General features: G+C 67.2%; 23 protein-coding genes and 1 pseudogene. 18 read left to right on the top strand and 6 right to left on the bottom strand.

The window, feature by feature from the left end; translation table 11 throughout:
* Positions 1 to 20 precede the first annotated feature (20 nt).
* From AWC16_RS00375 to AWC16_RS00340, 8 genes and pseudogenes are all read left to right on the top strand, one after another.
* Positions 21 to 929, top strand: coding sequence for a 5-oxoprolinase/urea amidolyase family protein (locus AWC16_RS00375; RefSeq protein ID WP_085262860.1), 909 nt, complete (start codon positions 21 to 23; stop codon positions 927 to 929).
* Between the two features lie 12 nt (positions 930 to 941).
* Positions 942 to 1487: a GNAT family N-acetyltransferase gene (locus AWC16_RS00370; RefSeq protein ID WP_085262859.1), complete on the top strand. Its 546-nt coding sequence runs from the start codon at positions 942 to 944 to the stop codon at positions 1485 to 1487.
* Between the two features lie 386 nt (positions 1488 to 1873).
* Complete coding sequence (locus AWC16_RS00365) at positions 1874 to 3094, top strand: sodium-dependent bicarbonate transport family permease (RefSeq protein ID WP_085262858.1); 1221 nt, start codon at positions 1874 to 1876, stop codon at positions 3092 to 3094.
* 226 nt (positions 3095 to 3320) lie between these two features.
* Positions 3321 to 4763 (top strand): MFS transporter, encoded by a 1443-nt coding sequence (locus tag AWC16_RS00360; protein ID WP_085262857.1) that lies wholly within the window; start codon positions 3321 to 3323, stop codon positions 4761 to 4763.
* Between the two features lie 14 nt (positions 4764 to 4777).
* Positions 4778 to 5068, top strand: a pseudogene (locus AWC16_RS00355) (winged helix-turn-helix domain-containing protein); the annotation flags it as partial.
* Positions 5065 to 5778: a sirohydrochlorin chelatase gene (locus AWC16_RS00350; protein WP_085262855.1), complete on the top strand. Its 714-nt coding sequence runs from the start codon at positions 5065 to 5067 to the stop codon at positions 5776 to 5778. The pseudogene AWC16_RS00355 and the gene AWC16_RS00350, both read left to right, overlap by 4 nt.
* Positions 5779 to 6045: 267 nt before the next feature.
* A complete protein-coding gene (locus AWC16_RS00345; protein ID WP_085262854.1) occupies positions 6046 to 7437 on the top strand; it encodes a nitrate/nitrite transporter in 1392 nt (463 codons plus the stop codon).
* A gap of 1 nt (position 7438) precedes the next feature.
* Positions 7439 to 8563, top strand: coding sequence for a uroporphyrinogen-III synthase (locus AWC16_RS00340; RefSeq protein WP_085262853.1), 1125 nt, complete (start codon positions 7439 to 7441; stop codon positions 8561 to 8563).
* A 118-nt stretch (positions 8564 to 8681) separates the two neighbouring features.
* Here the strand turns inward: AWC16_RS00340 and nirD are convergent, their stop codons facing one another.
* Both nirD and nirB read right to left on the bottom strand, forming a co-directional pair.
* Complete coding sequence (gene nirD / locus AWC16_RS00335; RefSeq protein ID WP_085262852.1) at positions 8682 to 9059, bottom strand: nitrite reductase small subunit NirD; 378 nt, start codon at positions 9057 to 9059, stop codon at positions 8682 to 8684.
* Positions 9056 to 11623 (bottom strand): nitrite reductase large subunit NirB, encoded by a 2568-nt coding sequence (gene nirB / locus AWC16_RS00330; protein ID WP_085262851.1) that lies wholly within the window; start codon positions 11621 to 11623, stop codon positions 9056 to 9058. Before nirB ends, nirD begins: the two co-directional genes overlap by 4 nt.
* Before the next feature lie 217 nt (positions 11624 to 11840).
* On the opposite strand from nirB, the gene AWC16_RS00325 reads away from it, so the two are divergent.
* The 5 genes from AWC16_RS00325 to AWC16_RS00305 all read left to right on the top strand — a co-directional run bounded on the left by AWC16_RS00325 (position 11841) and on the right by AWC16_RS00305 (position 16379).
* A complete protein-coding gene (locus tag AWC16_RS00325; RefSeq protein ID WP_085262850.1) occupies positions 11841 to 12302 on the top strand; it encodes an Hsp20/alpha crystallin family protein in 462 nt (153 codons plus the stop codon).
* A gap of 161 nt (positions 12303 to 12463) precedes the next feature.
* On the top strand, positions 12464 to 12760 hold the full coding sequence (locus tag AWC16_RS00320; RefSeq protein ID WP_085262849.1) for a hypothetical protein: 297 nt from the start codon (positions 12464 to 12466) through the stop codon (positions 12758 to 12760).
* 71 nt (positions 12761 to 12831) lie between these two features.
* On the top strand, positions 12832 to 13662 hold the full coding sequence (locus tag AWC16_RS00315) for a hypothetical protein (RefSeq protein ID WP_085262848.1): 831 nt from the start codon (positions 12832 to 12834) through the stop codon (positions 13660 to 13662).
* A gap of 42 nt (positions 13663 to 13704) precedes the next feature.
* On the top strand, positions 13705 to 15624 hold the full coding sequence (locus AWC16_RS00310) for a fumarate reductase/succinate dehydrogenase flavoprotein subunit (protein ID WP_085262847.1): 1920 nt from the start codon (positions 13705 to 13707) through the stop codon (positions 15622 to 15624).
* Positions 15624 to 16379 (top strand): succinate dehydrogenase/fumarate reductase iron-sulfur subunit, encoded by a 756-nt coding sequence (locus AWC16_RS00305; protein ID WP_085262846.1) that lies wholly within the window; start codon positions 15624 to 15626, stop codon positions 16377 to 16379. The genes AWC16_RS00310 and AWC16_RS00305 overlap by 1 nt, the downstream gene beginning before the upstream one ends.
* Positions 16380 to 16391: 12 nt before the next feature.
* On the opposite strand, the gene AWC16_RS00300 is transcribed toward AWC16_RS00305, so the two are convergent.
* The 3 genes from AWC16_RS00300 to AWC16_RS00290 all read right to left on the bottom strand — a co-directional run bounded on the left by AWC16_RS00300 (position 16392) and on the right by AWC16_RS00290 (position 18923).
* Positions 16392 to 17261, bottom strand: coding sequence for an aldo/keto reductase (locus tag AWC16_RS00300; RefSeq protein WP_085262845.1), 870 nt, complete (start codon positions 17259 to 17261; stop codon positions 16392 to 16394).
* A gap of 240 nt (positions 17262 to 17501) precedes the next feature.
* Positions 17502 to 18365: an inositol monophosphatase family protein gene (locus tag AWC16_RS00295; RefSeq protein WP_085262844.1), complete on the bottom strand. Its 864-nt coding sequence runs from the start codon at positions 18363 to 18365 to the stop codon at positions 17502 to 17504.
* 63 nt (positions 18366 to 18428) lie between these two features.
* Positions 18429 to 18923: a flavin reductase family protein gene (locus AWC16_RS00290; protein WP_085262843.1), complete on the bottom strand. Its 495-nt coding sequence runs from the start codon at positions 18921 to 18923 to the stop codon at positions 18429 to 18431.
* A gap of 259 nt (positions 18924 to 19182) precedes the next feature.
* On the opposite strand from AWC16_RS00290, the gene AWC16_RS00285 reads away from it, so the two are divergent.
* From AWC16_RS00285 to AWC16_RS00275, 3 genes are all read left to right on the top strand, one after another.
* On the top strand, positions 19183 to 21018 hold the full coding sequence (locus AWC16_RS00285) for an acyl-CoA dehydrogenase (RefSeq protein ID WP_085262888.1): 1836 nt from the start codon (positions 19183 to 19185) through the stop codon (positions 21016 to 21018).
* A gap of 218 nt (positions 21019 to 21236) precedes the next feature.
* The gene (locus AWC16_RS00280; RefSeq protein WP_085262842.1) at positions 21237 to 22205 is read left to right on the top strand and encodes a GlxA family transcriptional regulator; all 969 of its coding nucleotides are present in this window, start codon (positions 21237 to 21239) and stop codon (positions 22203 to 22205) included.
* Positions 22206 to 22216: 11 nt separating this feature from the next.
* Complete coding sequence (locus AWC16_RS00275; RefSeq protein ID WP_085262841.1) at positions 22217 to 22987, top strand: DJ-1/PfpI family protein; 771 nt, start codon at positions 22217 to 22219, stop codon at positions 22985 to 22987.
* Positions 22988 to 23136: 149 nt separating this feature from the next.
* Here AWC16_RS00275 and AWC16_RS00270 read toward each other — a convergent pair whose 3' ends face one another.
* A complete protein-coding gene (locus tag AWC16_RS00270) occupies positions 23137 to 24483 on the bottom strand; it encodes an acetyl-CoA C-acetyltransferase (protein ID WP_085262840.1) in 1347 nt (448 codons plus the stop codon).
* Between the two features lie 138 nt (positions 24484 to 24621).
* On the opposite strand from AWC16_RS00270, the gene AWC16_RS00265 reads away from it, so the two are divergent.
* Positions 24622 to 25986 (top strand): 3-oxoacyl-ACP reductase, encoded by a 1365-nt coding sequence (locus AWC16_RS00265; protein WP_085262839.1) that lies wholly within the window; start codon positions 24622 to 24624, stop codon positions 25984 to 25986.
* Between the two features lie 5 nt (positions 25987 to 25991).
* The gene (locus AWC16_RS00260) at positions 25992 to 26837 is read left to right on the top strand and encodes a MaoC/PaaZ C-terminal domain-containing protein (RefSeq protein ID WP_085262838.1); all 846 of its coding nucleotides are present in this window, start codon (positions 25992 to 25994) and stop codon (positions 26835 to 26837) included.
* The last annotated feature ends 94 nt before the right edge of the window (positions 26838 to 26931 follow it).

Genomic DNA, 26931 nt, shown 5'->3' with positions numbered 1-26931 from the left:
CACGAGGAAGGACGACGCACATGGCTACTACCACCACCGGGGCCACGTTGGAGATCCTGCACACCGGTCCGCTGGCCCTGGTCGAGGATCTGGGCCGGGCCGGACTGGGCCACCTCGGCGTCAGCCCGTCCGGGGCCGCCGACCGGCGGTCGCACAAACTGGCCAACCGGCTGCTGGCCAACCCTGACGACCGGGCCACCATCGAGGTGGCATTCGGCGGATTCTCCGCCCGGGTGCACGGCGGCGACGTCGACATCGCGGTCACCGGCGCCGACGCCGACCCGAATGTCGACGGAGTCGCCTTCGGCACCAACAGTATTCAGCATGTCCGCGACGGCCAGGTGGTCTCACTGGGCACGCCGCGATCGGGGCTCCGGACCTACCTCGCGGTGCGGGGTGGCATCGACGTCGCACCGGTGCTGGGCTCGCGCAGCTACGACGTGATGAGCGAGATCGGTCCGTCGCCGCTGCGCGACGGCGACGTGCTGGCGATCGGCGAACGAACCGGCACCTATCCCGAGATCGACCAGGCACCCGTGGCGACGATCCCCGACGACGTGGTCGAGCTGCGGGTGGCACCCGGGCCGCGCGACGACTGGTTCGTCGATCCGGACATCATGGTGCGCACCAACTGGCTGGTGAGCAACCGCAGTGACCGAGTCGGTATGCGGTTGGTCGGGATGCCGCTGGAATACCGTTGGCCGAGGCGGCAATTGCCCGCGGAAGGAGCGGTCCGGGGCGCAATTCAGGTACTGCCGAACGGTTTTCCGATCATCCTGGGCCCCGACCATCCGGTGACGGGCGCCTACCCGGTGGTGGGGGTGGTGGTCGACGAGGACATCGACACCCTGGCGCAGGTACGGCCCGGGCAGACCGTGCGGATGCACTGGTCGCACCCACGGCACCAGCCCTCCTCGCACTCGGCCTGATAGGCCGGTCGGGTGCCCGGCAAGGTTCACACCGCCCGCCTGATCCACACCAGCGATCTGGACGACGAGACCCGCCGCGGAGCCCATCGGCTGGTCACCGAAGCCTTCGGCGGCACCCTCTCCGACGCCGACTGGCAGCACGCGCTCGGCGGGATGCACGCATTGATCTGGCACCACGGCTCCCTGATCGCCCACGGCTCGGTGATCCGGCGCCAACTGCTCTACCGCGGCAGATCCCTGCGCTGCGGCTACGTCGAAGCCGTCACGGTCCAAGCAGACCACCGGGGGAAGGGTCTGGGCACCGCGGTGCTTCAGGCCTGCGAACAGGTGATCCGGGGAGCCTTCGAGCTCGGCGCTCTCAGTTCGGCCGATATCAGCCGTCGCCTCTACACCGCACGAGGCTGGCTCCCCTGGCGGGGGCCTACCTCGGTGCTGGCCCCGACCGGGACGGTCCGCACCCCCGACGCCGACGGCACCGTGTTCGTCATGCCGGTCAGCCTCGACCTGGACACCACCGCCGAATTGGCCTGCGACTGGCGCGACGGCCACGTCTGGTAGCCCCCGGACAGAGCCCGTCAGGGGCCCGGCACGCGAGAAAGCTGGGAAGGTTGTCAGGATCGGCGGCAATCGGCGCGTCCGCCAGATTGATTGTTAACTTGCTGTTACGACAGCCGTAACCAAGGTTCGCCTACTTTCCGGGTTTTTCCGGTCGCCCGCGGCCTCGCCGGGCCGCTGACCAGGGCATGGTGCGTGCGGCGATCGCACCGACCCCGCCGTGTGTTCCACGACGGCACCGCCGATGAGCAACCGGAGTTTCCCGATCCCTGCCACTCTGCTGCCAATCAGCGGCGGGGGGCACTTTCGGCAGGACGACGTCGTGAACCGGTTCTATGGTTTCTCCGGCACGGCCTGCTCAACCTGCACGGACCCCTGGAGAGACGCTCATGCTGTACGAGTTCTGGCACAACTTCACCCACAACTTGTTCAAGCCGCTGTTGCTCTTCTTCTACATGGGGTTCCTCATCCCGCTGCTGAAGATCCAGTTCGAATTCCCCTACGTGCTGTATCAGGGCCTGACGTTGTACCTGCTGCTGGCCATCGGCTGGCGTGGCGGTGAAGAACTCGCCACCATCGACGCATCCAGCATCGCCGGCGTGCTGGGCTTCATCGTGCTGGGCTTCTTCACCAACCTGATCATCGGATTCGTCGCCTACGCGCTGCTGACCCGGATGACGAAGATGAGACGTATCGACCGCGCCACCGTCGCCGGTTACTACGGATCGGACTCCGCGGGCACGTTCGCCACCTGCCTGGGCGTGCTCGTCACGTTGGACATCGCATTCGACGCCTACATGCCGGTGATGCTGGCCGTGATGGAGATCCCGGGCTGCATCGTGGCATTGATCCTGGTGGCGCGATTGCGTGAGCGCGGAATGGACCCGTTGGGCAACATGGCCGACGAGCCCGGGTACAACCCGAGGGTCAGGCGGGAGCTGGTCGGCGCCGCCCAGTTGAGCGGACCACACACCGCGACGCGCCGTGAGCGGGGGATCGAAGAAGAACTCAAGATCTCCCTGGAAAAGCTGGAGCACATCGGGCCGGGCACGGATCCGGTGCCGGGTGCCTCGGTGCCGGCCAGCGGAGTGCTGCTGCGCGAGGTACTGCTCAACCCCGGGCTGTACCTGCTGTTCGGTGGGATCCTGATCGGTTTCACCAGCCGTCTGCAGGGCGCATCGGTCATCGAGGACGGCGACCACGTCTTCGTCACGGCGTTTCAGGGGATGCTGTGCCTGTTCCTGCTCGAGATGGGGATGACGGCGTCCCGCAAACTCAAGGATCTGCGGACCGCGGGACGCGGATTGATCGCATTCGGACTGCTGGCTCCGAATCTCTTTGCCACAGCGGGGATTTTCGTCATCCACACCTATTCCCAGCTCACCGGCATGCATTTCGAGACGGGCAGCTATGTGCTGTTCGCCGTGCTGTGCGGGGCAGCGTCCTACATCGCGGTGCCCGCCGTGCAGCGAATGGCGATCCCCGAGGCCAGCCCGACCGTTCCGCTGGCGTCATCGCTGGGCCTGACGTTCGCCTACAACGTGACCATCGGGATCCCGCTGTATCTCCAGATCGCGAAGGCCGTCAACGCCTGGCTCCCAGTCGGCTGACAGAAAGTTGTAACTCAATACAACGTTTCGGCAGTTCGGCGAAACGCCCAGCGAAATCTGCTGCGGGATAATCGGATACGTGACTTCGCCCACTCACCGGGCCGCTGTTCCAAGGCATTTGCAGGTTCTGCACCGCGACTTGCCAGATCGGATCGGTAGCTTCGCAGATCGTCCACCCGGCACGTGCCCGGTCGCGTGACGGTGGCTCAAAGCGCGAGGAGATCCCATGGCGAACGGCCGCATCAGCAACTTCGACCCTGAGGACGGCGCCGCCTGGGAGGCCGGAAACGCCGCCATCGCCCGGCGGAACCTGTTCTGGTCGACGGCGACCATGCACGTCGCCTTCTCCACCTGGTCACTGTGGTCGGTCGTGGTGCTGTTCATGCCCGAGCCGGTATACGGCATCGGCTCCGGCGACAAGCTGCTGCTGGCGGCCGTCGCCACCCTGGTGGGTGGGTGTGTACGAGTGCCGTACGTACTGGCCACCGCGAGATTCGGCGGGCGGGACTGGGCGGTGCTCTCGTCGCTGATCCTGCTGATCCCGACGGTCGGCACGCTGCTGTTGCTGGTCAACCCCGGGCAGCCGTTCTGGATGTACCTGGTGTGCGCCGCCCTGACCGGCCTGGGCGGCGGTAACTACGCGGCATCGCTGGCCAACGTCGACGCCTTCTACCCGCAGCGCCTCAAGGGCGTCGCGCTGGGGCTGAGCGGCGGTATCGGCAACCTCGGAGTGGCCGCCGTCCAGCTGGTCGGCCTACTGGTGCTGGCCACCGTCGGCAACACCAAGCCGGAACTGGTCTGCTCGATCTACCTGATTCTGCTTGCCCTGGTCGGCATCGGTGCGGCCCTGCGGATGGACAACCTCGACCACGGCATGGAAGAGGTGGGCGGCATCCGCTCGATCCTGTCGATACCGGACAGCTGGGTCATCTCGCTGCTGTACAGCGCGGCCTTCGGTTCATTCATCGGGTTCGCGTTCGCGTTCGCCCAGGTCCTGAACATCACCTTCGAGGAGGCCGGTCACAGCCCCGCCGAGGCATCGTTGTACACCGCGCGAATCGCCTTCCTCGGGCCGCTGCTGGGCGCCTTGTCTCGCATCTACGGCGGCCGGGCGGCCGACCGGCGCGGAGGCGGCCGAGTCACCTTCGCGGTCTTCCTCGGGATGATCCTGGGCGCCGCGGTTCTGGCCGTCACCAGCACCATGGACGACCACAGTTCCGGCGCGGCGCCGTCGACCACCGTCGCGCTCTACATCACCGGATTCATGGTGCTGTTCATCCTGGCCGGGATGGGTAACGGATCGGTGCTGAAGATGATCCCGTCGATCTTCGAGGCCCGCAGCCGGTCGCTGGACGCCGGCGAAGCCGAGCGCCGGCACTGGGCACGTTCACACTCGGGCGCACTGATCGGGTTCGCCACCGCGGTCGGTGCACTCGGCGGGGTGGCCATCAACCTGACGTTGCGGCAGTCTTACGCCGGCTCGGGTACCGAAACACCCGCCTTCTGGGCTTTCCTGGCGACGTATTGCGCCGTCGCGGGATTGACCTGGGTGCGATACGTCCGCCGGCCCCCGCGAATGCCGGCCGCGATCGTCGGGAAAATGGGGCAACCGTTCGGAAATCGGTCGGTAACACAGACGAAATCGGCTGGGGCTAAATCTTATACATGAGAACCGCCGTCATCGCCGCCGGCCACCTTATCGAGATCGAGGAGAATCGGGTCCTCGTGGACGGAATGGTCAAGCCAGTCTCTCCCGCCGGCCTGGCTGCCCTGCGCGTCCTGGCGCACCGTCCGGGCACCGTGGTCGCCAGGGACACGTTGCTGCAGGCGCTGCCGGGGCGTGACAAGAGCATGCACGCAGTGGATTCCGCCGTGCTTCGGCTGCGAACGGCGCTGGGCGACAGTCAGATCGTCGCCACCGTGATCAAACGGGGATACCGGTTGGCGGTCGACAGTCACCAGGGTGCGGCATGATCCCCATCCTGGTCGCGCACGGCACCCGGCAACCCGAGGGGGTCGTCATGATCGGCGAACTCGCCGATCGGGTCGGCACCCTGCTGAGGCAGCCGGTCCGGGTGGCATTCGTCGACGTGCTGGGCCCCAACCCGGGGGAGATCCTTGCCGCGGAGACAGCCAGCGGCCGTCCGGCGATCGTCGTACCGGCCTTTCTGGCCCGCGGTTATCACGTCGGTATCGATGTACCCACACAGGTGGCCGCCAGCGGGCACCCGGACGTCACGATAACTCCGGCCCTGGGACCCGACCTCCGGGTCGCCGCGGTGGTCGCCGCGCGACTGGCCGAATCCGGCTGGCGGACCGGGGACTCGGTGATACTCGCGGCAGCCGGCTCATCCGACCCGGTGGCACGCAATGATCTGAACCAGGCCGCGGAGATGCTGTCCGGGCTGCTCGGCTCGCGTGTCGACGTGGCGTTCGCCGCCATCGGCGACCCCACTGTTCCCGAAATGGTCGCCTCCTTGCGTAGCCGGGGCACCTCCCGGGTGGTGATCGCCTCTTACCTGCTGGCAGACGGCCTGTTTCAGCGGCGACTGCGGGAGGCCGGAGCGGACCTGGTGACCGAACCGCTGGGTACACACCCCGGTATGGCACGAATCGTCGCCGATCGGTTCATCACCGCACAAACGCGGATTCCATTGCCGTCGATGCTTTTTGGCGACAATTAGTAGCGTCGTCGAGTCGTTCACGCATTCGCAGACCCTCGACCACCGTGGTGGCTCTTCGTCCACCATAAGGACGTCCGATTATCGGGACCCAGTGTGAACCCACCGCCGCATTTCGACGTTATTGTGGGCGCCGTCACTGAAATTCGGCCGGACCAGGCGATTCGTCACCCTGCGTCTCACATCTCCAGGGCCGGCCCGTGAGGAGAAGTTCACGGGCGAGTCATCAGCTGCAGCATTGCGGTAACGAAACATTCCTACCGTGACCACATGGCTCGTTCACACGCAATCACCAATTGGGACCCCGAAGACACCGTCGCCTGGGAGGCCGGTAACGACAAGGTCGCGCGGCGCAACCTGATCTGGTCGACGATCGCCGAACACCTCGGCTTCTCGATCTGGTCGATCTGGTCCGTGATGGTGCTGTTCATGCCGGAAGCGGTGTACGGCTTCTCCGCCGGTGACAAGTTCCTCCTCGCGGCCACCGCCACTCTCGCCGGCGGCGTGCTGCGCATCCCGTACTCGCTGGCCACCGCGGCATTCGGCGGCCGGAACTGGACGATGTTCTCCGCGGTGGTCCTGTTGATCCCGACCGTGGCGATCATGGTGCTGCTGGCCCATCCGGGTCTGCCGCTGTGGCCGTATCTGGTGTGCGCGCTGCTGACCGGCCTCGGTGGCGGTAACTTCGCCGCCTCCATGACCAACGTGAACGCCTTCTACCCGCTCCGGCTCAAGGGCTGGGCACTGGCGGTCAATGCCGGCGGTGGCAACCTCGGCGTCCCGCTGATCCAACTGGTCGGATTGCTGGTGTTGGCGACGGCGGGCAACCGCCAGCCGTATTGGGTATGCGCGATTTACCTGGTGATGCTCGCCTTCGCCGCAATCGGCGCGGCGCTGTTCATGGACAATCTCGAGGGTCAGAAGGCCGACCTGAGCGCTATGCGCTCGATCCTTCCCGAGCTCGACACCTGGATCGTCGCGCTGCTTTACATCGGCACCTTCGGATCCTTCATCGGGTTCTCGTTCGCCTTCGGCCAGGTGCTGCAGATAAGTTTCGTCGGCGGCGGCCAGACCCCCGCGCAGGCGTCGCTGCACGCAGCTCAGATCGCCTTCTTGGGACCGCTGTTGGGGTCGATCTCCCGAATTGTCGGTGGCCGGCTGGCTGACCGGATCGACGGTGGCCGGGTCACGTTGGCCGCCTTCGGCGGACTCTTCGCGGCCTCCGGTCTGCTGGTGGCGGTCAGCACTCTCGACAGCAGTCGCAGCGGTCCCGCCACCGGGGCCATCATGGTGGGCTACGTGATCGGCTTCGTCGCGCTGTTCATCGTGTCCGGCATCGGCAACGGCTCGGTCTACAAGATGATCCCGTCGGTCTTCGAGGCCCGCAGCCACACCCTGGGTATGCGCGAAAGCGACCGCCGGAATTGGGCACGGGCCATGTCCGGGGCACTGATCGGGCTCGCCGGCGCCATCGGCGCGTTGGGTGGCGTGGCCATCAACCTGGCGCTGCGCCAGTCGTATATGGCCAATGACTCAGCCACTGCGGCATTCTGGATATTCCTGGTGGGCTACGTCGGCGCGGCAGGGTTGACCTGGATGCGGTACGTGCGTCGTCCGCTCCTCACCCCGCAGCCGGCCGGGGCGGCCTTGGCGCCGGCCTAAGGTGGCCGGGTCGCTAAGCGGTTACCGCATTGCGGTGACGTCGGCGCGCCGCGCAGACGAGCTTTGCACCCTGCTGCGGCGCCACGGCGCCACCGTCAGCGCCGCGCCCGCGATCGCCAAGGTCGACTTGACCGACGACGACGAGTTGCACCGCAGTACCCAGGCATTGATCTCAGATCCGCCCGACATCCTGGTTGTGACGACCGCCATCGGATTCCGCGGCTGGATAGGCGCCGCCGAGGCGTGGGGCCTGGCCGACGAGCTGATCGCCGCCTTGAGCGGCGCCCGGATCGTGGCGCGTGGGCCGAAGGCGGTGGGCGCGTTGCGTGCCGCCGGACTGCCCGAGGAGTGGTCGCCGGAATCCGAGTCGTCGGCCGCCATGATCGGTTATCTGAAATCCAGTGTCGCCGGCCGCCGCATGGCGGTACAGCTGCACGGTGCCACCGGCGATTGGGATCCGGTGCCCGAATTGCTCGACCAGTTTCGGGATGCGGGCGCCGACGTGCTGCCCATCCGGATCTACCGGTGGCGAACAGTTCCACCGGGCGGGGAATTCGACCAGCTGACCACTCAGATCGCCCAGCGACAATTCGACGCCGTCAGCTTCACCTCGGCGGCCGCCGTGATGGCGACACTGACGCGCGCCGGCGAACTCGGCATCTCCGATGCACTCCTTGAGGCGCTGCGCTCCGACGTGCACGCCATGTGCGTAGGTCCGGTGACCGCGCGGCCGCTGACGCTTCTGGGCATCCCCACCTCGTCGCCGCGGCGAATGCGGTTGGGGGCGTTGGCTCGTCACATCATCGATGAACTACCTCGGCTGCGCACGCACACCGTGTACGCCGCCGGCCACCGGATCGAGGTCCGCAGCAGTTGCGTGATAGTCGACGGGGTGGCCAAGCCGGTGTCGCCGGCCGGGATGGCCACCTTGCGGGCGCTGGCCCACCAGCCCGGCAAGGTCGTCTCTCGCGATGCCCTGCTCGAGGCCCTGCCGGGCAACGGGAACAGCACCCACGCGGTGGAAACCGCGGTGCTGCGACTGCGAACGACGCTGGGCGACAAGAACATCATCGCCACCGTCGTCAAACGGGGCTACCGGCTGGCGGTGGACCAGGCAACCGGCTAGCGGCGGTCGCAAGCGCGGCGGAGCCGGGCGCAGCGGGCCGCCGCCATCGGGTCAGGCGGTCGCAAGCGCGGCGGAGCCGGGCGCAGCGGGCCGCCGCCATCGGGTCAGGCGAACCAGGCTAGGCGACAGCCCGGCTGACGTCGCCGCCGATCCGGCCGACCTGCACGTAACCGTCCGCGGTGACCCGGGTGGGGTACACCCGCACCTTGACCCGGGGGTCGTCCAGGCAGCTGCCGTCGTCGAACGCGAAGGCCTGCTTCTTCAGCGGTGAGATGACCGACAGCCGGCCGCCACGGTCACCGACGATGCCCCGGGACAGCACAGCCGCCCGGAAGAACGGGTCGACATTGCACACCGCGTGCACCGAACCGTCGTCAAGCCGGAACAGCGCCGCCTGCTTGCCGTTGTCGAGCAGCACACCCACACCAAGACCGGGGATCAGCTGGTCGTAACGGCAGGCGGTGGTCCAAAACTCAATGTTGTTGGCGGTGATCATGATTCCTCCTCAGTTGAGCGCAGTACCGGAACGGGTAGTGGGACTTTGCGACCGTCGCGCACGGTGAACGCGACGGTGGGGTCTTCGGCGTCGGGGGCGTTGACGAACGACACGAAGCGCGACAGCTTCTCCGGGTCGTCGAGCACGCCCTTCCATTCGTCGGTGTAGTTGTCGACGTGGCGGGCCATCTCCGATTCGAACTCCTCGGCCAGCCCGAGGGAGTCCTCGCAGACGACGGCGCGGATGTGGTCGAGGCCACCCTCGATCGACTCCATCCACGGTGCGGTGCGCTGCAGCCGATCGGCGGTGCGGATGTAGAACATCAGGAACCGGTCGATGTAGCGGAACACGGTCTCGGTGTCGAGGTCGCTGGCCAGCAGTTGGGCGTGCTTGGGCGACATGCCACCGTTGCCGCCGACGTAGAGGTTCCAGCCGATCTCGGTGGCGATCACACCGACATCCTTGGAGCGGGCCTCGGCGCACTCCCGAGCGCAGCCCGAGACGCCCATCTTGATCTTGTGCGGCGCACGCAGGCCCCGGTAGCGCAGCTCCAAGTCGATCGCCATCTTCACGGAGTCCTGCTGCCCGTAGCGGCACCAGTCACTGCCCACGCAGCTCTTCACGGTGCGCAGTGACTTGCCGTATGCCTGACCGGATTCCATGCCGGCATCGACCAGCTTGCGCCAGATGTCCGGCAGTTGATCCACCCGCGCGCCGAACATGTCGATCCGCTGCCCACCGGTGATCTTGGTGTAGAGACCGAACTCCTGGGCGATCTGGCCGATCAGGATCAGGTGCTCGGGTTTGATCTCGCCGCCGGGAACCCGCGGAACCACCGAGTAGCTGCCGTTGCGCTGAATGTTGGCCAGGAAGTGGTCGTTGGAGTCCTGCAGGGCGGCCTGCTCGCCCTCCAGGATGTGCTCGGATCCGGTGGACGCCAGGATGGAGGCGACGGTCGGTTTGCAGATATCGCAGCCGTGCCCCGTGCCGAACCGGTCCAGCAGTTCGGAGAAGGTGCGGATCCCGGTGACCTGGACGATCTGGAAGAGCTCCGCGCGCGACTGGGTGAAGTGCTCGCACAACGCTTTCGACTGCTCCACGCCCTCGGCGACCAGCAACTCTTTGAGCAGCGGGATGCAGGACCCGCACGAGGTGCCGGCCTTGGTGCAGCTCTTGAGCGCCTGCACGTCGTGGCAGCCGCCGGCGATCGCATCGCACAGTTGCGTCTTGGTGACGTTGTTGCAGGAACAGATCTGCGCCGCTCCGGGCAGCGCACTGATCCCGAGCGAGGTCTTGCCGCCGCCGCCACTGCCCGGGGCGAGCAGGTCCAGCGGATCGCCGGGCAGCTCGGCCCCGACCATCGGGCGCAGCACGCCGTAGGAGGAGGCGTCGCCGACGAGAATGCCCCCGAGCAGGGTCTTGGCGTCGTCGGAGAGCACCAGTTTGGCGTAGGTCCGCTTCACCGGGTCGTTGACCACGACCGACAGCGAGTTCTCGGTCGCTCCCATGGCGTCACCGAAGCTGGCCACGTCGACACCGAGCAGCTTGAGCTTGGTGGACATGTCGGCCTCACCGAACTCCGCGGCGCCCTCCAGCAGTCGGTCGGCGACCACCTCGGCGCTGGTGTAACCGGGTCCGACCAGCCCGTAGCAGACACCTTCGATGGCGGCGACCTCGCCGATCGCGTACACGTCGGAATCGCTGGTCTTGCAGCACAGATCGGTCAGCACACCGCCGCGCTCGGCGATCGCCAGGCCGGCATCGCGGGCCAGCTCGTCGCGCGGGCGCACCCCGGCGGCGAAGATCACCAGCCCGGCCTCGATCATGGTGCCGTCGGAGAGTTTCACCCGCAGGGTCGGCGAGCCGTACTGGTGGGTGAGCTGCTCGATCGACTCGGTGCCGACTCCGACGTGCACCGAGATGCCCAGGTCGGAGATCATCCGGCTGAGCAGTACGCCGCCGGCGTCGTCGAGCTGCTGCGGCATCAGGCGGGGCGCCATCTCGACGATGTGCGGCTCGATCCCGGATCCGCGAAGCGCGTTCGCGGCTTCCAGACCGAGCAGCCCGCCGCCGATCACCACTCCGGCGCGGGTGTGGCCGGCTTCCAGCATGCACTCGATGTCGGCCCGGATCCCGTCCAGGTCGTCCAGGGTCCGGTAGACGTGGCAACCGGGCAGGTCGTGGCCGGGGACCGGGGGAACGAAGGCGCGCGACCCGGTGGCCAGCACCAAGGTGTCGTACTCGAAGTGCTGCCCGTCCGCCGCGAGCACCGTCTTGTTGTCCAGGTCCAGTTTGTCGACCCGGGTGCTGAGCATCAGGCGCACGTGTTCGTCGCCGGCGTAGTCATTGCCCGGCAGCGCCAGCCTGGAGCGGTCCCAGCTGTCGGTGTAGGAAGTCAGCCCGACCCGGTCGTAGGCGGGGTCGGATTCTTCGGCGAGCACCGTGATCCGCCAGCTTGCACTGTCGGACCTGCTGCGCAGGGCCTCCACGAAGCGGTGGCCCACCATGCCGTGTCCGACCACGACGATCTCGCGGACGGCGCGGGGCGTTTCGATCTGGGCCATGGAAAAGACGTTAGAAACCCGATATTGCGGGAATATCGCCAAGCGTTACAAGCGTGTGACGGTGTGCTCACGCCGGTGTGAGGCCGTTCACCGGGAGCTCGAAACTGTGCGGGCGTTCACCGAGGGTGAACATGGAACTTTAGCGTGGTCGACTCAAGTTCTACCCGGTGACGGACCGGTACCCGACCGGCACGCAGCAAGCCTTGAGGAGGCACCGATGAGCACACTGACCCTGTGGCCGCAACCGTTCAAGGGCCCGTTCGACACCGACCGCTGGGTACGCGACTTCTTTGGCCCGGCCACCGCCGGCGACTGGCGCACACCCACGCCGTCGCCGAGCGGATTTCGCCCCGCCGCCGAGATCACCAAGGACGGCGACGACGCGGTGGTCCGCCTGGAGCTCCCCGGCATCGACGTCGACAAGGACGTGACGGTCGAACTCGACGGCGGGCGCCTGGTCGTTCGGGGCGAACGCCGCGATGAGCACGCCGAGACCGACGCCGAGACCAACCGCACACTGCGCGAAGTGCGTTACGGCGCCTTCCACCGCTCGTTCGCGGTGCCGGCGCACGTGACCGGTGACGCGGTGTCGGCGTCCTACGACGCCGGCGTGCTGACGGTTCGGGTGGCCGGCGTCTACGCGGGCACCCAGCCGCAACAGATCGCCATCACCAGGTAGGCCCCACCGGGCAAGGCCCGAAAACCCCCGCACACCCCCTTGTGCGGGGGTTTTCGCTGTCCAACCCGACTAGGGCACAACGTGATCTGTCTCACGTTCCGTTCCCGATATGACTAGCATCGGGTGAACGTACTGTGAGCCGTACCACCCGAGGAGGTCTGGTGTCGAGCACAACCGAACTCGCCGAACTGCACACCCTGATTGGGGACCTGCGGCGCTGCGTGCTGGGTATCAAGACCCGGTTCGGCGACATCCCCGGAATGCGCCGCATCGAGATGGACGCCGAGCGCATCCTCACCGACGTCCAACTCCTCGAGTCCGATGCCGGCGAACTCGACCTGGAACGCTGGGCCGCCGAGCGCGCCCAGGAGAAGATCGTGATCCCCGACACCGAGTACGACAGCGAATTCTGGCGTGACGTCGACGACGAGGGCGTCGGCGGCCAGGGCAGGTACTGAACCCAACCGGGTGCTGCTTGCTCGATAAGGGGCGCCCTGCGACGAACTAGAGCCGAAGGGAACCCCACCAGATGAGCGCACCCGCCGTGAACCGTCCCGGCACCGGCGTCTTCTCGGCGACTCGCGCCCAGATCGCGAATCGCACCCTGCGCACCGACCGCTGGTGGATGTCTCCGCTGCGGATCGACTTGGGCTTCGCCGCTTTTCTCATCTACGCGACGGCGCGCGGATTCCAGCAGAATCACTACTTCGTCGAGAAGTACCACTACCTGACGCCGTTCTACTCACCGTGCGTGAACCAGGGCTGCATCGCCGAGGCCAGCGAGTTCTGGCCGCGGTTCCTTCCCGATGTGTGGTGGCTGCCGTACGCGGCGGTGTCCCTGCCGTTCCTGTTGCTGTTCCGGCTGACCTGCTATTACTACCGCGGCGCCTACTACCGGACGGTGTGGCAGTCGCCGACGGCGTGCGCGGTTCCCGAGCCACGGGCCGGCTACACCGGTGAGACCCGGTTCCCGCTGATCATCCAGAACACCCACCGGTACTTCTTCTACATCGCCGGCGCCATCGCGATCATCAACACCATCGACGCGATCAAGGCGTTCCACTCCGAGGACGGTCCGGGCGGCTTCGGATTCGGGCTGGGCAACCTGATTCTGGTCGGCAACGTCATCATGCTGTGGGCCTACAGCCTGTCCTGCCATTCGTGCCGGCACGTGTTCGGCGGGCGACTCAAGCACTTCTCCAAACACCCGGTGCGGTACTGGATGTGGTCTCAGATCAGCAAGATCAACGTGAAGCACAAGCAGTTCGCCTGGATCACCCTGGGCACATTGATGCTGACCGATTTCTACATCATGCTGGTCGCCAGCGGCACCATCAGTGACCTGCGATTCATTGGCTGACCGGCCTTTTCGAAGTATCAACGCATAGACGAGTGAGGATTCATGGTTGAAGTCGAACGGCACTCTTACGACGTGGTCGTGATCGGTGCCGGCGGCGCTGGCCTGCGCGCGGTGATCGAAGCCCGTGAGCAGGGCCTGAGCGTCGCGGTGGTGTGTAAGTCACTGTTCGGCAAGGCGCACACGGTGATGGCCGAGGGCGGTTGCGCCGCGTCGATGGGCAACGCCAACGCCAAAGACAACTGGCAGGTGCACTTCCGCGACACCATGCGTGGCGGGAAGTTCCTCAACAACTGGCGGATGGCCGAACTGCACGCCCGGGAAGCACCCGAGCGGGTCTGGGAATTGGAAACCTACGGCGCACTGTTCGACCGCACCAAAGACGGAAAGATCAGCCAGCGCAACTTCGGTGGTCACACCTACCCACGGCTGGCCCACGTCGGCGACCGCACCGGCCTGGAGTTGATCCGCACCATGCAGCAGAAGGTGGTCTCGCTGCAGCAGGACGACTACGCCGAGTTCGGCGACTACGAGGCCAGGATCAAGATCTTCCACGAGTGCACCATCACCGAACTACTCAAAGACGAAGCCAGCGGTGCTATTTCGGGTGCGTTCGGCTACTGGCGCGAAAGCGGCAACTTCGTGCTGTTCGAGACGCCGGCGGTGGTGCTGGCCACCGGCGGCATCGGCAAGTCGTTCAAGGTCACGTCCAACTCCTGGGAGTACACCGGCGACGGGCATGCCCTGGCGCTGCGAGCCGGCGCCACGCTGATCAACATGGAGTTCGTCCAGTTCCACCCGACCGGGATGGTGTGGCCGCCCAGCGTGAAGGGAATTCTGGTCACCGAGGGCGTGCGCGGCGACGGCGGGGTGCTCAAGAATTCCGACGGGACCCGGTTCATGTTCGACTACATCCCGCCGGTGTTCAAGGGCCAGTACGCCGAGACCGAGCAAGAGGCCGACCAGTGGCTCAAGGACAACGACTCGGCGCGCCGCACCCCGGACCTGCTGCCCCGCGACGAGGTGGCCCGCGCCATCAACTCCGAAGTCAAGGCCGGGCGGGGTTCGCCGCACGGCGGTGTGTTCCTCGACATCGCCTCGCGGCTGACGGCGGAGGAGATCAAACGCCGGCTGCCCTCGATGTACCACCAGTTCATGCAGCTCGCCGAGGTCGACATCACCAAGGACGCAATGGAAGTCGGCCCCACCTGCCACTACGTGATGGGCGGCATCGAGGTCGACCCGGACACCGCCGCCTCGATGGTCCCCGGGTTGTTCGCCGCCGGTGAGTGCTCCGGCGGGATGCACGGCTCCAACCGGCTGGGCGGCAACTCCCTGTCGGACCTGCTGGTTTTCGGCCGCCGCGCCGGCCTGGGTGCCGCGCAATACGTGCAGGGTCTGGACGCTCGGCCCGCGGTGACGCCGACGGCACTGGACGCCGCGGCGAAGCTGGCGTTGGCGCCGTTAGAACGCGGCGGCGCCGGGGAGAACCCCTACACGCTGCACGCCGAGCTGCAGCAGTCGATGAACGACCTGGTCGGCATCATCCGCAACGCCGGCGAGCTGGAGCAGGCCCTGGTCCGGATCGAGGAGTTCAAGGCCCGCTTCGCCCGCGTCGGCGTCGACGGCGGCCGGCACTACAACCCGGGCTGGAACCTGGCCGTCGACCTGCGCAACATGCTGCTGGTCAGCGAGTGTGTGGCCAAGGCCGCGCTGCAGCGCACCGAGAGCCGCGGCGGCCACACCCGCGACGACCACCCGGGCATGGACTCCAACTGGCGCAAAACCCTGCTGGTGTGCCGGGCCACGGAAACGGACAGCCGACAGGCCATTTCCGACATCACCATCACGCCCGAGCCCCAGCCCGGGATGCGCGAGGACCTGCTGGAGCTGTTCGAGATCTCCGAACTGGAGAAGTACTACACCGACGAAGAGCTGGCCCAACATCCGGGACGGAGAGCGTAATGGCACACAACGCCCACCTGCGGGTCTGGCGCGGTGACGACGACGGCGGCGAGCTGCAGGACTTCGAGGTCGAGGTGAACGAGGGCGAGGTGGTGCTCGACGTCATCCACCGGCTGCAGGCGACCCAGACCCCCGACCTGGCGGTGCGCTGGAACTGCAAGGCCGGCAAGTGCGGCTCGTGTTCGGCGGAGATCAACGGATTCCCGCGGCTGCTGTGCATGACGCGGATGTCGATGTTCGAACCGGACGAGACCATCACGGTGACCCCGGTGCGGACGTTCCCGGTGGTGCGCGACCTGGTCACCGACGTCTCGTTCAACTACCAGAAGGCCCGCGAGCTGCCGGCGTTCAGGCCCCCGGCGGATCTCAAGCCCGGCGAGTACCGGATGCAGCAGGTCGACGTGGAGCGCTCCCAGGAGTTCCGCAAGTGCATCGAATGCTTCCTGTGCCAGAACGTCTGCCACGTCATCCGGGACCACGAGGAGAACAAGCCGCAGTTCTCCGGGCCGCGGATGTTCATCCGGCTGGCAGAGCTGGAGATGCACCCGCTGGACACCGCCGACCGGCGCGACTTCGCTCAGGACGACGCCGGTCTGGGGTTGTGCAACATCACCAAGTGCTGCACCGACGTCTGCCCGGAACACATCACGATCACCGACAACGGCATCATCCCGATGAAGGAGCGGGTGGCCGGGGATCGCTATGACCCGGTCGTCTGGCTCGGTCGAAAGATCTTCCGCCGCAAGGGCGACTGACCCCTAAAGAAACTAGGTCCCCAGGAACGTCATCGGGTCGTGCAGCACCCGGGTGCCGTCGTGCAGCCCGTCCAGGACCGCCATGTCGGCCTCGGAGAGCTCGAAGTCAAACACGTCGAGGTTCGCCGCCACCCGCTCCGGATTTCCGGACCGGGAGATGACCGCGTTGCCGCACTGCAGATTCCACCGGATCAGGATCTGCGCCGGCGTACGGTCGTGGGCGGCCGCCAGCGTCGTCACCGCCGGGTCGTCGAGCAGCCGCCCCACACCCAACGGACTGTAGGACTGCGTGACGATGTCACGGTCGGCGTTGACGTCGCGGAGCTCCACCTGGCTCAGCCGGGGATGGAGTTCGATCTGGTTGATCGCCGGGGTCACCCCGGTCTCCTCGATGACCTCGGCCAGGTGCTCCTCGGTGAAGTTGCAGACCCCGATCGACTGCACCAGACCGTCGTCACGGGCCTCGACCATGGCTTCGAAACTCTCCACGTACCTGCCCAGCTGCGGCGCCGGCCAGTGGATCAGGTACATGTCGATGTAGTCCAGGCCGAGCTGCTCCAGGCTGCGTTGGCAGGCCTGCTTGGCGGCGGTGTAACCCTGGTTGGACGTGCCCAGCTTGGTGCTGACGAACAGCTCTGAACGCGGCACCCCGGACGCCTCGATCGCCCGTCCCACCACGGCTTCGTTGCCGTAGGAGGCGGCGGTGTCGATCAGCCGGCAGCCGCTTTCCAGGGCGGCCAGCACCGAGGCTTCGGTCTGCTCGTCGGACAGTTTGGCGACCCCGAGGCCCAGCACGGGCATGGCCACCTGGTCATTGAGTGGGATATGAGGAATCGGATTCGAATTATCCGCGGTGGATTCCAGCTCGAGTGAAATCGTCATCTTTTCGACCTACACATTCCGTTACGTTGCCATCACTGGTTACATTTCGATCAGCCGGTAAACCCGCTGCTTGCAACGGTTTACGCCTATCCGGGGATTGCCGCGCCAGTGCGGCCGCGAAAAGCGTCAGCGCTTCCGCACGTCCCGTTCTACCGACGCGGCCGAACGGCGGTCAACAGGTGATATGCAATAAATCGGCCGCGAAGTGAGGCCGCTCACAATTCCGCCTGGGCGATACGACTACTGCGGAATCGGCGCCAAACCGCCCTCTCGCTGCAGCGTTGCAATGAGTTCGTCGGCGATACCCGGCGCCGCCGCGATGATCACCTCGCCGCTGTCGATCGCCGGTCCGGGCAGCATCACCCGCGCGCCCGCCTCGGCCGCGATCAGCGACCCCGCCGCGTAATCCCACGGCTTGATCCCGTGCTCGTAGTAGGCGTCCAGCCGGCCGGCGGCAACCATGCACAGATCCAGTGCCGCCGAACCGATCCGGCGCACGTCGCGCACCGTCGGCAACAGCCTGGCCAGCAACGCCGCCTGGGCGGCCCGGCGCCGCGGCGAATAGCCGAACCCGGTGCCCAGCAGGGCCACTGACAGCTCGGCGACCTCAGCGCAGCGCAGCGCAGTCGTGCCCTGCCGGTCGCTGACCTGCGCACCCCGCCCGGCTCCGGCAGAGTAGATCCGCTCACCGACGACGTCGGCAACCGCGCCGGCGACCGACACCCCGCCGACCGTGGCCGCCACCGACACGGCATAAGCCGGGACGTCGTACATGAAGTTGACGGTGCCGTCGATCGGGTCGACGACCCAGGTGACGGCGCCGGGCTCGGAGCCATCGCCGGAACCGCCACCCTCCTCGCCCAGCACCGCATCGCCGGGGCGCAGCTGTGTCAACCGATCTCGGATGAAGCGCTCGGTCTCGGTGTCGACGACGGTCACCGGATCGGTCGGGCTGCTTTTGGTCTGGACCAGATCCGGGGCTGAGTCGGCGGCATCCGCGCCGAACACCTCTGCACGCCGCCGCCGTACGAATGCCGCGGCCTCGGCCACCAGCGTCTCGGCCGTGAACCTCAGCTGCCGGGGGTCACTGTTGGGGGGCGCCATCCGCCCATCGCAACACATCTGCGGTGGTCATCGCACCTTCGGCGCGGCCGCGGTGAAGCGCGCCTAACCCCCGAGCCGGCGAAAGCCGCTGCGGTGAAAGACGATCGGTGTGATCTCGGCGTCAACCGTCAACTCGCAGACCCGCAGCACCACAATGGTGTGGTCACCGGCGGGCACCAACTGCTCGATTGCGCTGCCCAGCCACACCCCGGTGCCCTTGATGAACACCGCCCCGTCGTTGGTCACCGTCTCCAGCCCGGCGAACCGGTCACCGGTCTTGGCGGCCAAGGTGCGCGCCGCCACGTCGTGAGCCTCGCCCAGCACGCTGATGCCCAACCGGGGCGCGTCCTTGAGCTTCGGCCACGTCGTCGAGGTGTTCTGCACGCAGAACGACACCAGGGGCGGCTCCAGCGAGACCGGCACGAAGGTGCTGGCCGCCAGGCCGACCCGGACACCATCGACCTCGGCGGCGACGGCCACCACCCCGGACGGGAAGTGCCCAAAGGCTTCTCTCAGCGACGCCGGGGTCAGCGAGGTCAGATTGCTCGCGGAACTCATCTGGGGATTCACCGGGGACTCATTCGGCTCGTCTGGTCTGGTCGCTGAAAACCCTACCCGCCGCGCTACGGCGCTGATGGAGCGGCTGCGGCCCCGCGGCTCAACCCGGGTGAGACCAACCGGTTGGTCAGCCAGACGGGGACATAGCTCACACCAGCTTGCACTATGGCCCCCACGGAGTATATTTCAGGGCACGTTACTGGTGGGTAACTTAATCCTGAGTACCCAACCACAAGTGGCATTCCATGAGGAGGAAGTAGTGAGCCACTACAAGAGCAATGTCCGTGACCAGGTATTCAACCTGTTCGAGGTGTTCGGCCTGGACCAGGCCTTCGGCCAGGGCGAATACGCCGACCTGGACGTCGACACAGCTCAAGAGATGCTGGGCGAGATGGTCCGGCTGGCCGAGGGGCCCATTGCTGACTCATTCGTCGACGGCGACCGCAACCCGCCGGTGTTCGACCCGGCCACCCACTCGGTGACCCTGCCCGAGTCCTTCAAGAAGTCGGTGCGGGCGACCCTGGAGGGCGGCTGGGACCGGGTCGGCATCGCCGACGAGCTCGGCGGCATGCCGATGCCCAAGGCGCTGATGTGGGCGCTGCACGAGCACATCCTGGGCGCCAATCCGGCGGTGTGGATGTACGCCGGCGGGGCCGGGTTCGCCAACATCTTCTACCACGTCGCCACCGAAGAGCAGAAGAAGTGGGCCATCATCGCCGCCGAGCGCGGCTGGGGCTCCACCATGGTGCTCACCGAGCCCGACGCCGGTTCGGATGTCGGCGCCGGCCGTACCAAGGCTGTCCAGCAGGATGACGGCTCCTGGCACATCGACGGTGTGAAGCGGTTCATCACCTCCGCTGACTCCGATGACCTGTTCGAGAACATCTTCCACCTGGTGCTGGCCCGCCCCGAGGGCGCCAAGCCGGGCACCAAGGGCCTGTCGCTGTTCTTCGTGCCGAAGTTCTTGTTCGACTTCGAAACCGGCGAACTCGGTGAGCGCAACGGCGTGTTCGTCACCAACGTCGAGCACAAGATGGGCCTGAAGGTCTCGGCCACCTGTGAGCTCACCTTCGGCCAGCACGGGGTGCCGGCCAAGGGCTGGCTGGTCGGCGAGGTGCACAACGGCATCGCCCAGATGTTCGACGTGATCGAGCAGGCCCGGATGATGGTCGGCACCAAGGCCATCGCCACGCTGTCCACCGGCTACCTCAACGCACTCGAGTACGCCAAGGAGCGGGTGCAGGGCGCCGACCTGACCCAGATGACCGACAAGACCGCGCCGCGGGTGACCATCACCCACCACCCGGACGTCCGTCGGTCGCTGATGACCCAGAAGGCTTACGCCGAAGGACTGCGGGCGCTGTACATCTACACCGCCACCTACCAGGACGCCGCGGTGGCCGAGGCTCTGCACGGGGTGGACGCCGACCTGGCGGTGCGGATCAACGACCTGATGCTGCCGATCGTCAAGGGTGTCGGCTCCGAGCAGGCCTACGCCAAGCTCACCGAGAGCCTGCAGACCCTCGGCGGCTCGGGCTTCCTGCAGGACTACCCGATCGAGCAGTACATCCGTGACGCCAAGATCGACTCGCTCTACGAGGGCACCACGGCGATTCAGGCGCAGGACTTCTTCTTCCGCAAGATCATTCGCGACAAGGGTGCCGCGCTGGCCCACGTCGCCGGGGAGATCGAGTCGTTCATCTCCAACGAAACCGGCAACGGCCGGTTGAAGGCGGAGCGCGCCCTGCTGGCCACCGCACTGGCCGACGTGCAGGGCATGGCGGCGACGCTGACCGGCTACCTGATGGCCGCGCAGGAGGACATCTCCAGCATCTACAAGGTGGGCCTGGGTTCGGTGCGCTTCCTGATGAGCGTCGGCGACCTGATGATCGGCTGGCTGCTGACCCGCCAGGCCGCGGTGGCCGTGGAGAAGCTCGATGCCGGTGCTGAGGGCCCCGACCGGTCCTTCTACGAGGGCAAGATCGCGGTGGCCTCGTTCTTCACCAAGAACTTCCTGCCGCTGCTGACCAGCACCCGCTCGGTGATCGACGGGATCGACAACGAGATCATGGAGCTCGACGAAGCGGCGTTCTAAAGGCGGCGTTCTGAACGCTGCGCACAGACTGCGCAGGCCCCCGGGGTGATCCTCTGGGGGCCTGTTGCATTGGCGGGCCAGGCCGGCGAGCAGACAGAGAATCCCATGATCTCGCGCCAGATTGGGCGATTCTCTGTCTGCTCGCGCTTGGGGGCGTGTCCTGATTTGTGGGATGTATGGCGTAGACGCCACCGGGTCGGACGGCCGACACTGATGGCGTGACACGCAAGGTCCTCATCCTCGGCTATCCCGGCATCCAGGCCTTGGATGTGTTCGGGCCGGCGGAGGTGTTCGCCACGGCGTCACTCGTACTGCTCGGTCAGGGGCGCGGTGCGGACGGCTACGACGTTGCGGTGGCCAGCGTCGGCGGCGAACCGATCACCGCCGGCAGCGGAGTGGCCCTGGCCGCCGGCCCACTGCCCGAACCGAACGAGTCCGTCGACACTCTGCTGCTGCCCGGCGGCATCGGCGTCGACGCGGCGCGGTCCGACCCGGAGGTCGTCGACTGGGTCCGCAGCGCGTCGGTCCACGCGCGACGCGTGGTCAGCGTCTGCACCGGCGCGTTCCTGGCGGCCCAGGCCGGTCTGCTCGACGGCCACCGCGCGACGACGCATTGGGCGTTCGCCGAGGCACTGGCGAGCGAGTTCCCCAACATTACCGTCGATCCCGAACCCATCTTCATGCGCAGTTCGGAGTCGGTCTGGACCGCAGCCGGCGTCACCGCCGGTATCGATCTGGCCCTGGCGCTGGTCGAGGAAGACCACGGCACCGAGGTGGCGCAGACGACGGCGCGCTGGCTGGTGCTGTATCTGCGCCGGCCCGGTGGACAGTCCCAGTTCGCCACTCCGGCCTGGCTGCCGCGAGCCCGTCGCGCTCCGATCCGCGACGTGCAGGAACTCATCGAGTCCGAACCCGGTGGCCCGCACCGGATTCCCGAACTGGCGGCCCGGGCCGCGATGAGTCCGCGGCACTTCACCCGGGTGTTCACCGACGAGGTCGGAGTTGCACCAGGCGTCTACGTGGAGCAGGTGCGCACCGAAGCCGCGCGCCGACAGCTCGAGGAGACCGACGACACCGTCGTGGCGATCGCCGGACGCTGCGGGTTCGGCACCGCGGAAACCTTACGGCGCACCTTCATTCGCCGGCTCGGCATCTCACCCGACCATTACCGCAAGACGTTCGCCTGAGAGGAATACCCATGCAGATCGCCATCGTGCTGTACCCCGGTTTCACCGCGCTGGACTTCATCGGACCCTATGAGGTGTTGCGCTGGCTGCCGGATACGCAGGTCCGCTTCGTGTGGCATGAGCCCGGGCCGATCACCGCCGACTCCGGCGTACTGGTCGTCGGCGCAACCCACTCGTTCGACGAAACTCCTTCTCCGGATGTGATTCTGGTGCCGGGCGGGATGACAACCCTGGAGCATGCCCGCGACGAGAGGCTGCTCGACTGGGTGCGGCGCGCCCACCAGGCGGCGACCTGGACGGCGTCGGTGTGCTCGGGATCGGTCGTGCTGGCCGCGGCCGGGCTGCTCACCGGCAAGCGGGCCACCTCGCACTGGATGGCGCTGGCGGCGCTCAAGACGTTCGGCGCCACCCCGGTCGGCGATGAGCGCATCGTGCATGAGGGCGACATCGTCACCTGCGCGGGCGTGTCGGCCGGTATCGACCTCGGGTTGTGGCTGGCCGGGCGAATCGGCGGTGAGAGCCGCGCCAAGGCCATCCAATTGTCGATGGAATACGACCCGCAGCCGCCGTTCGACTCCGGCCACATGTCCAAGGCGTCGGTGAAGACCAAGGCGGCGGCCACCGCGCTGATGGCCAGGGATCTGGCGAAGCCGGCCCAATTGAAGGCCACCACGCTGCTGCTGTGGGACCGGGCGATCAGCGCCGCCCGGAGCCGGCGGTTCAGCGAGGCTCGACGGAGGAGAGGCGAAGCTGGGACCGCCGAATCAACCCGCCGCAACTAGGTTGCCGAACGGCCCGCCGCTGAATCCCCTCAGTTCAGCGGCGGGCCGGAAGCAGGCTGCCCCGCGGTGCCGCCGGGGGCAAACGGCCACGCGGAGCAAACCGTTGTCTGGACTACCCGGCGGCGTCGGGCACGAAACGTCGCCGCGCGCTACCCCTCCAGGATGGCGGCCACGCCCTGACCTCCGGCGGCGCAGATCGAGATCAGCGCGCGCACCGGCTTGTTCTTCGCGGCACCTTTCTTACCAGCCTTCGCCTCGGCGATCTGCTTGGCGGCCTGCGCCACGATCCGGCCGCCGGTGGCCGCGAACGGGTGTCCGGCCGCCAGTGACGAGCCGTTGACGTTGAGCTTGGACCGGTCGATGGCGCCCAGCGCCGAATCCAGCCCCAGCCGCTCCTTGCAGTAGTCCTCGGACTCCCACGCCTGCAGGTGGCACAGCACCGTCGACGCGAACGCCTCGTGGATCTCGTAGAAATCAAAATCCTGCAGGGTCAGCCCGTTGCGGGCCAACAGCCGCGGCACGGCGTAGGTCGGGGCCATCAGCAGGCCGTCGGCGCCATTGACGTAGTCGACCGCGGCGGTCTCGGCGTCGACGAAGTAGGCCAACGGGGTGAGCTTGTGCGCCGCCGCCCACTCCTCGCTGGCCAACAGCGCCACCGAAGCGCCGTCGGTCAGCGGCGTGGAATTGCCCGCGGTCATGGTGGCGTCACCGGCCTTGGCGCCGAAGACCGGCTTGAGCGTGGCCAGCTTCTCCGGGCTGGACTGGGGCCGCAGGTTGTCGTCGCGATAGAGCCCCTGGAACGGCGTGACCAGGTCGTCGAAGAAGCCCCGGTCGTAGGCGGCAGCCATGTTGCGGTGACTGGCGGCGGCCAGCTCGTCCTGGTCGACCCGCTTGATCCCCATCTGCTTGGTGGTGATGGCCTGGTGCTCGCCCATCGACAGGCCGGTCCGCGTCTCCTTGTTGGCCGGGATCTCCACGCCCAGCGCGGCGGGCAGTTTGCCGACCAGCTTCAGCCGCGCCACGTTGGACTTGGACCGGCGCAGCGCGAGCAGCGTGCGGCGCAGCTCGTTGCCGATCGCCAGCGGCGCGTCGGAGGTGGTGTCCACTCCGCCCGCGGCGGCCACCTCGTAGCGGCCGGCGGCGATACCGTCCGCCGCGCAGATCGCCGCCTGCAGCCCGGTGCCGCAGGCCTGCTGCAGGTCGAACGCCTGGGTGTAGGGCGACAGTGCCGAACCCAGCACCGACTCCCGGATCAGGTTGAAGTCACGGCTGTGCTTGAGCACCGCCCCACCGATCACCGCATCCAGCTTCTCGCCGGCCAGGCCGAACCGGTCGACCAGGCCGCCCAATGCCGCGGTGAACATGTCTTGGTTGGACGCACTCGCGTACGCGCCGTCAGAGCGCGCGAACGGAATCCGGTTGCCCCCGAGGACGGCGACTCGGCGTCGTGCGCCGGCCGGCTCCTTGGCGGTTTTAGCTGCAGCTGCAGTTGCCACGATCTCTCCGTCTGGTGGTGGGTGCCCCGGTTGCCGGGGACGGTCGGGGTGATACTACCCAGTATTCTTACTCTGGAGTAAGTTCGTTGTCGACACCGTGGCCTGCACCAGGCACGTCCCCAGACGGAAGGCAGCTCAGTGGCCCCCAAAGTCCCCTCGGACCTGTTGTCCCAGATCATCAACTCCGCCCCCGGATCGTTCCTGTCCAAGCAGCTCGGCGTTCCGCAGGCCGAGAACCTGCGCCGCTACCGGGCTGGTGAGCCGCCGCTGGCCGGACCGCTGCTGATCGGCGGTTCGGGCCGGGTGGCCGAACCGCTGCGCGCCGCCCTGGCCGAGGACTACCAGGTGGTCGGCGACAACCTGGGCGGCCGGTGGGCCGACTCCTTCGGCGGACTGGTCTTCGACGCCACCGGTATCACCTCGCCGTCCGGGCTGACCGAGCTGCACGAGTTCTTCACCCCGCTGCTGCGCAACGTCGGCCGCTGCGGCCGGCTCGTGGTCATCGGCACCACCCCGGATCAGGCCGGCAGCGTCGACGAGCGGATCGCTCAGCGCGCGCTGGAGGGCTTCACCCGTTCTCTGGGCAAGGAGCTGCAGCGCGGCGCCACGATCCAGCTGGTGTACCTGTCACCGGACGCCAAGCCCGGCGCCACCGGCCTCGAATCGACGCTGCGATTCATCCTGTCGGCCCGCTCGGCCTACGTCGACGGACAGGTGTTCTACGTGGGTGCCGACGACGCGACCGCACCCGCAGACTGGGACCGGCCGCTGGACGGCAAGGTCGCGATCATCACCGGCGCGGCGCGCGGTATCGGCGCCACCATCGCCGAGGTGTTCGCCCGTGACGGCGCCAAGGTGGTGGCTATCGACGTGCCGGCGGCCGCCGAGGCCCTCAACGCGACAGCCTCCCGGGTGGGTGGCACCGCGCTGGCGCTGGACGTCACCGCCGACGACGCGGTCGAGGCGATCACCGCGCACCTCAAGGAGCACTACGGCGGTAAGGCCGACGTGTTGGTCAACAACGCCGGCATCACCCGCGACAAGTTGCTGGCCAACATGGACGACGCCCGGTGGAACGCGGTCCTGGCGGTCAATCTGCTGGCGCCGCAACGTCTTACCGAAGGGCTGGTTGCCAATAGCAGCATCGGCAAGGGCGGCCGGGTGATCGGCCTGTCGTCGATGGCCGGGATCGCCGGAAACCGCGGCCAGACCAACTACGCGGCCACCAAGGCCGGCATGATCGGCCTGACCGACGCGCTCGCGCCGGAGCTGGCCAAAAAGGGCATCACCATCAACGCCGTCGCGCCCGGATTCATCGAAACCGAGATGACCGCCGCGATCCCGCTGGCCACCCGCGAGGTCGGCCGCCGGCTCAACTCCCTGTTCCAGGGCGGCCAGCCCGTCGACGTCGCGGAGTTGATCGCCTACTTCGCCAGCCCGGCGTCGAACGCGGTGACCGGCAACACCATCCGGGTCTGCGGCCAGGCCATGTTGGGGGCCTGAGCAGCATGACGCAACCGAGTGGCATGAGGAACATGTTGCGGGCGGTCGCCGGGGCGCTGCCGTTCATTCCGCGCACCGAAACCCTGCCGGACCGGACGCTGCGGGTCGACGAGCTGGCCATCGACCCCGGCCATGTCGCCGCCTACGCGGAGGTCACCGGGCTGCGCTTCGGCGATCAGGTACCGCTGACGTATCCGTTCGCGCTGACGTTTCCCACCGTGATGGCGCTGGCGACCGGGTTCGACTTCCCTTTCGCCGCAATGGGTTCGGTGCACACCGAGAACCGGATCACCCGGTATCGGCCGATCGCGGTCACCGACACCGTCGACGTGACCGTGCACGCCGAGAACCTGCGGGAACACCGCAAGGGCCTGCTGGTCGACATCGTCACCGACATCAACATCGGCAACGACCCGGCCTGGCATCAGGTGACGACGTTCCTGCATCAGCAGCGCACCAGCCTGTCCGACGAGCCCAAGCCGCCGCCGGCCAAGCAGCCCAAGCTGGGCCCGCCGAGCGCGGTGCTGCGGGTCACCCCCGGCCAGATCCGGCGCTACGCGTCGGCCGGCGGCGACCACAATCCGATCCACACCAGCTCGATCGGCGCCAAGCTGTTCGGTTTCCCGACCGCTATCGCGCACGGGATGTTCTCCGCGGCAGCGGTTCTGGCCAACATCGAAGGTGCGCTTCCGGACGCGGTGGACTACTCGGTGCGGTTCGGTAAGCCGATGCTGCTGCCGGCCAGCCCCGGCCTGTACGTCGAGAAGGTCGACGGCGGTTGGGATCTGGCGCTGCGAAACGTCGCCAAGGGCTACCCCTACCTGACCGGTGCCGTGCGAGAGTTGCGCTGACTCTGCGCCCACTAGGCAGAAGTGCGCCTGAATTCAGGCGGTCGCTGCAACGAATGTGGACGGGTCTGACAGTAGTCGGTCGAGTTCTTCGGCG

This window comes from Mycolicibacter longobardus, assembly GCF_002102265.1.
Taxonomy (GTDB): Bacteria; Actinomycetota; Actinomycetes; order Mycobacteriales; family Mycobacteriaceae; genus Mycobacterium; species Mycobacterium longobardum.
Note: the sequence above shows the minus strand (reverse complement) of the source record. Positions and strands in the feature narration are given on the sequence as shown.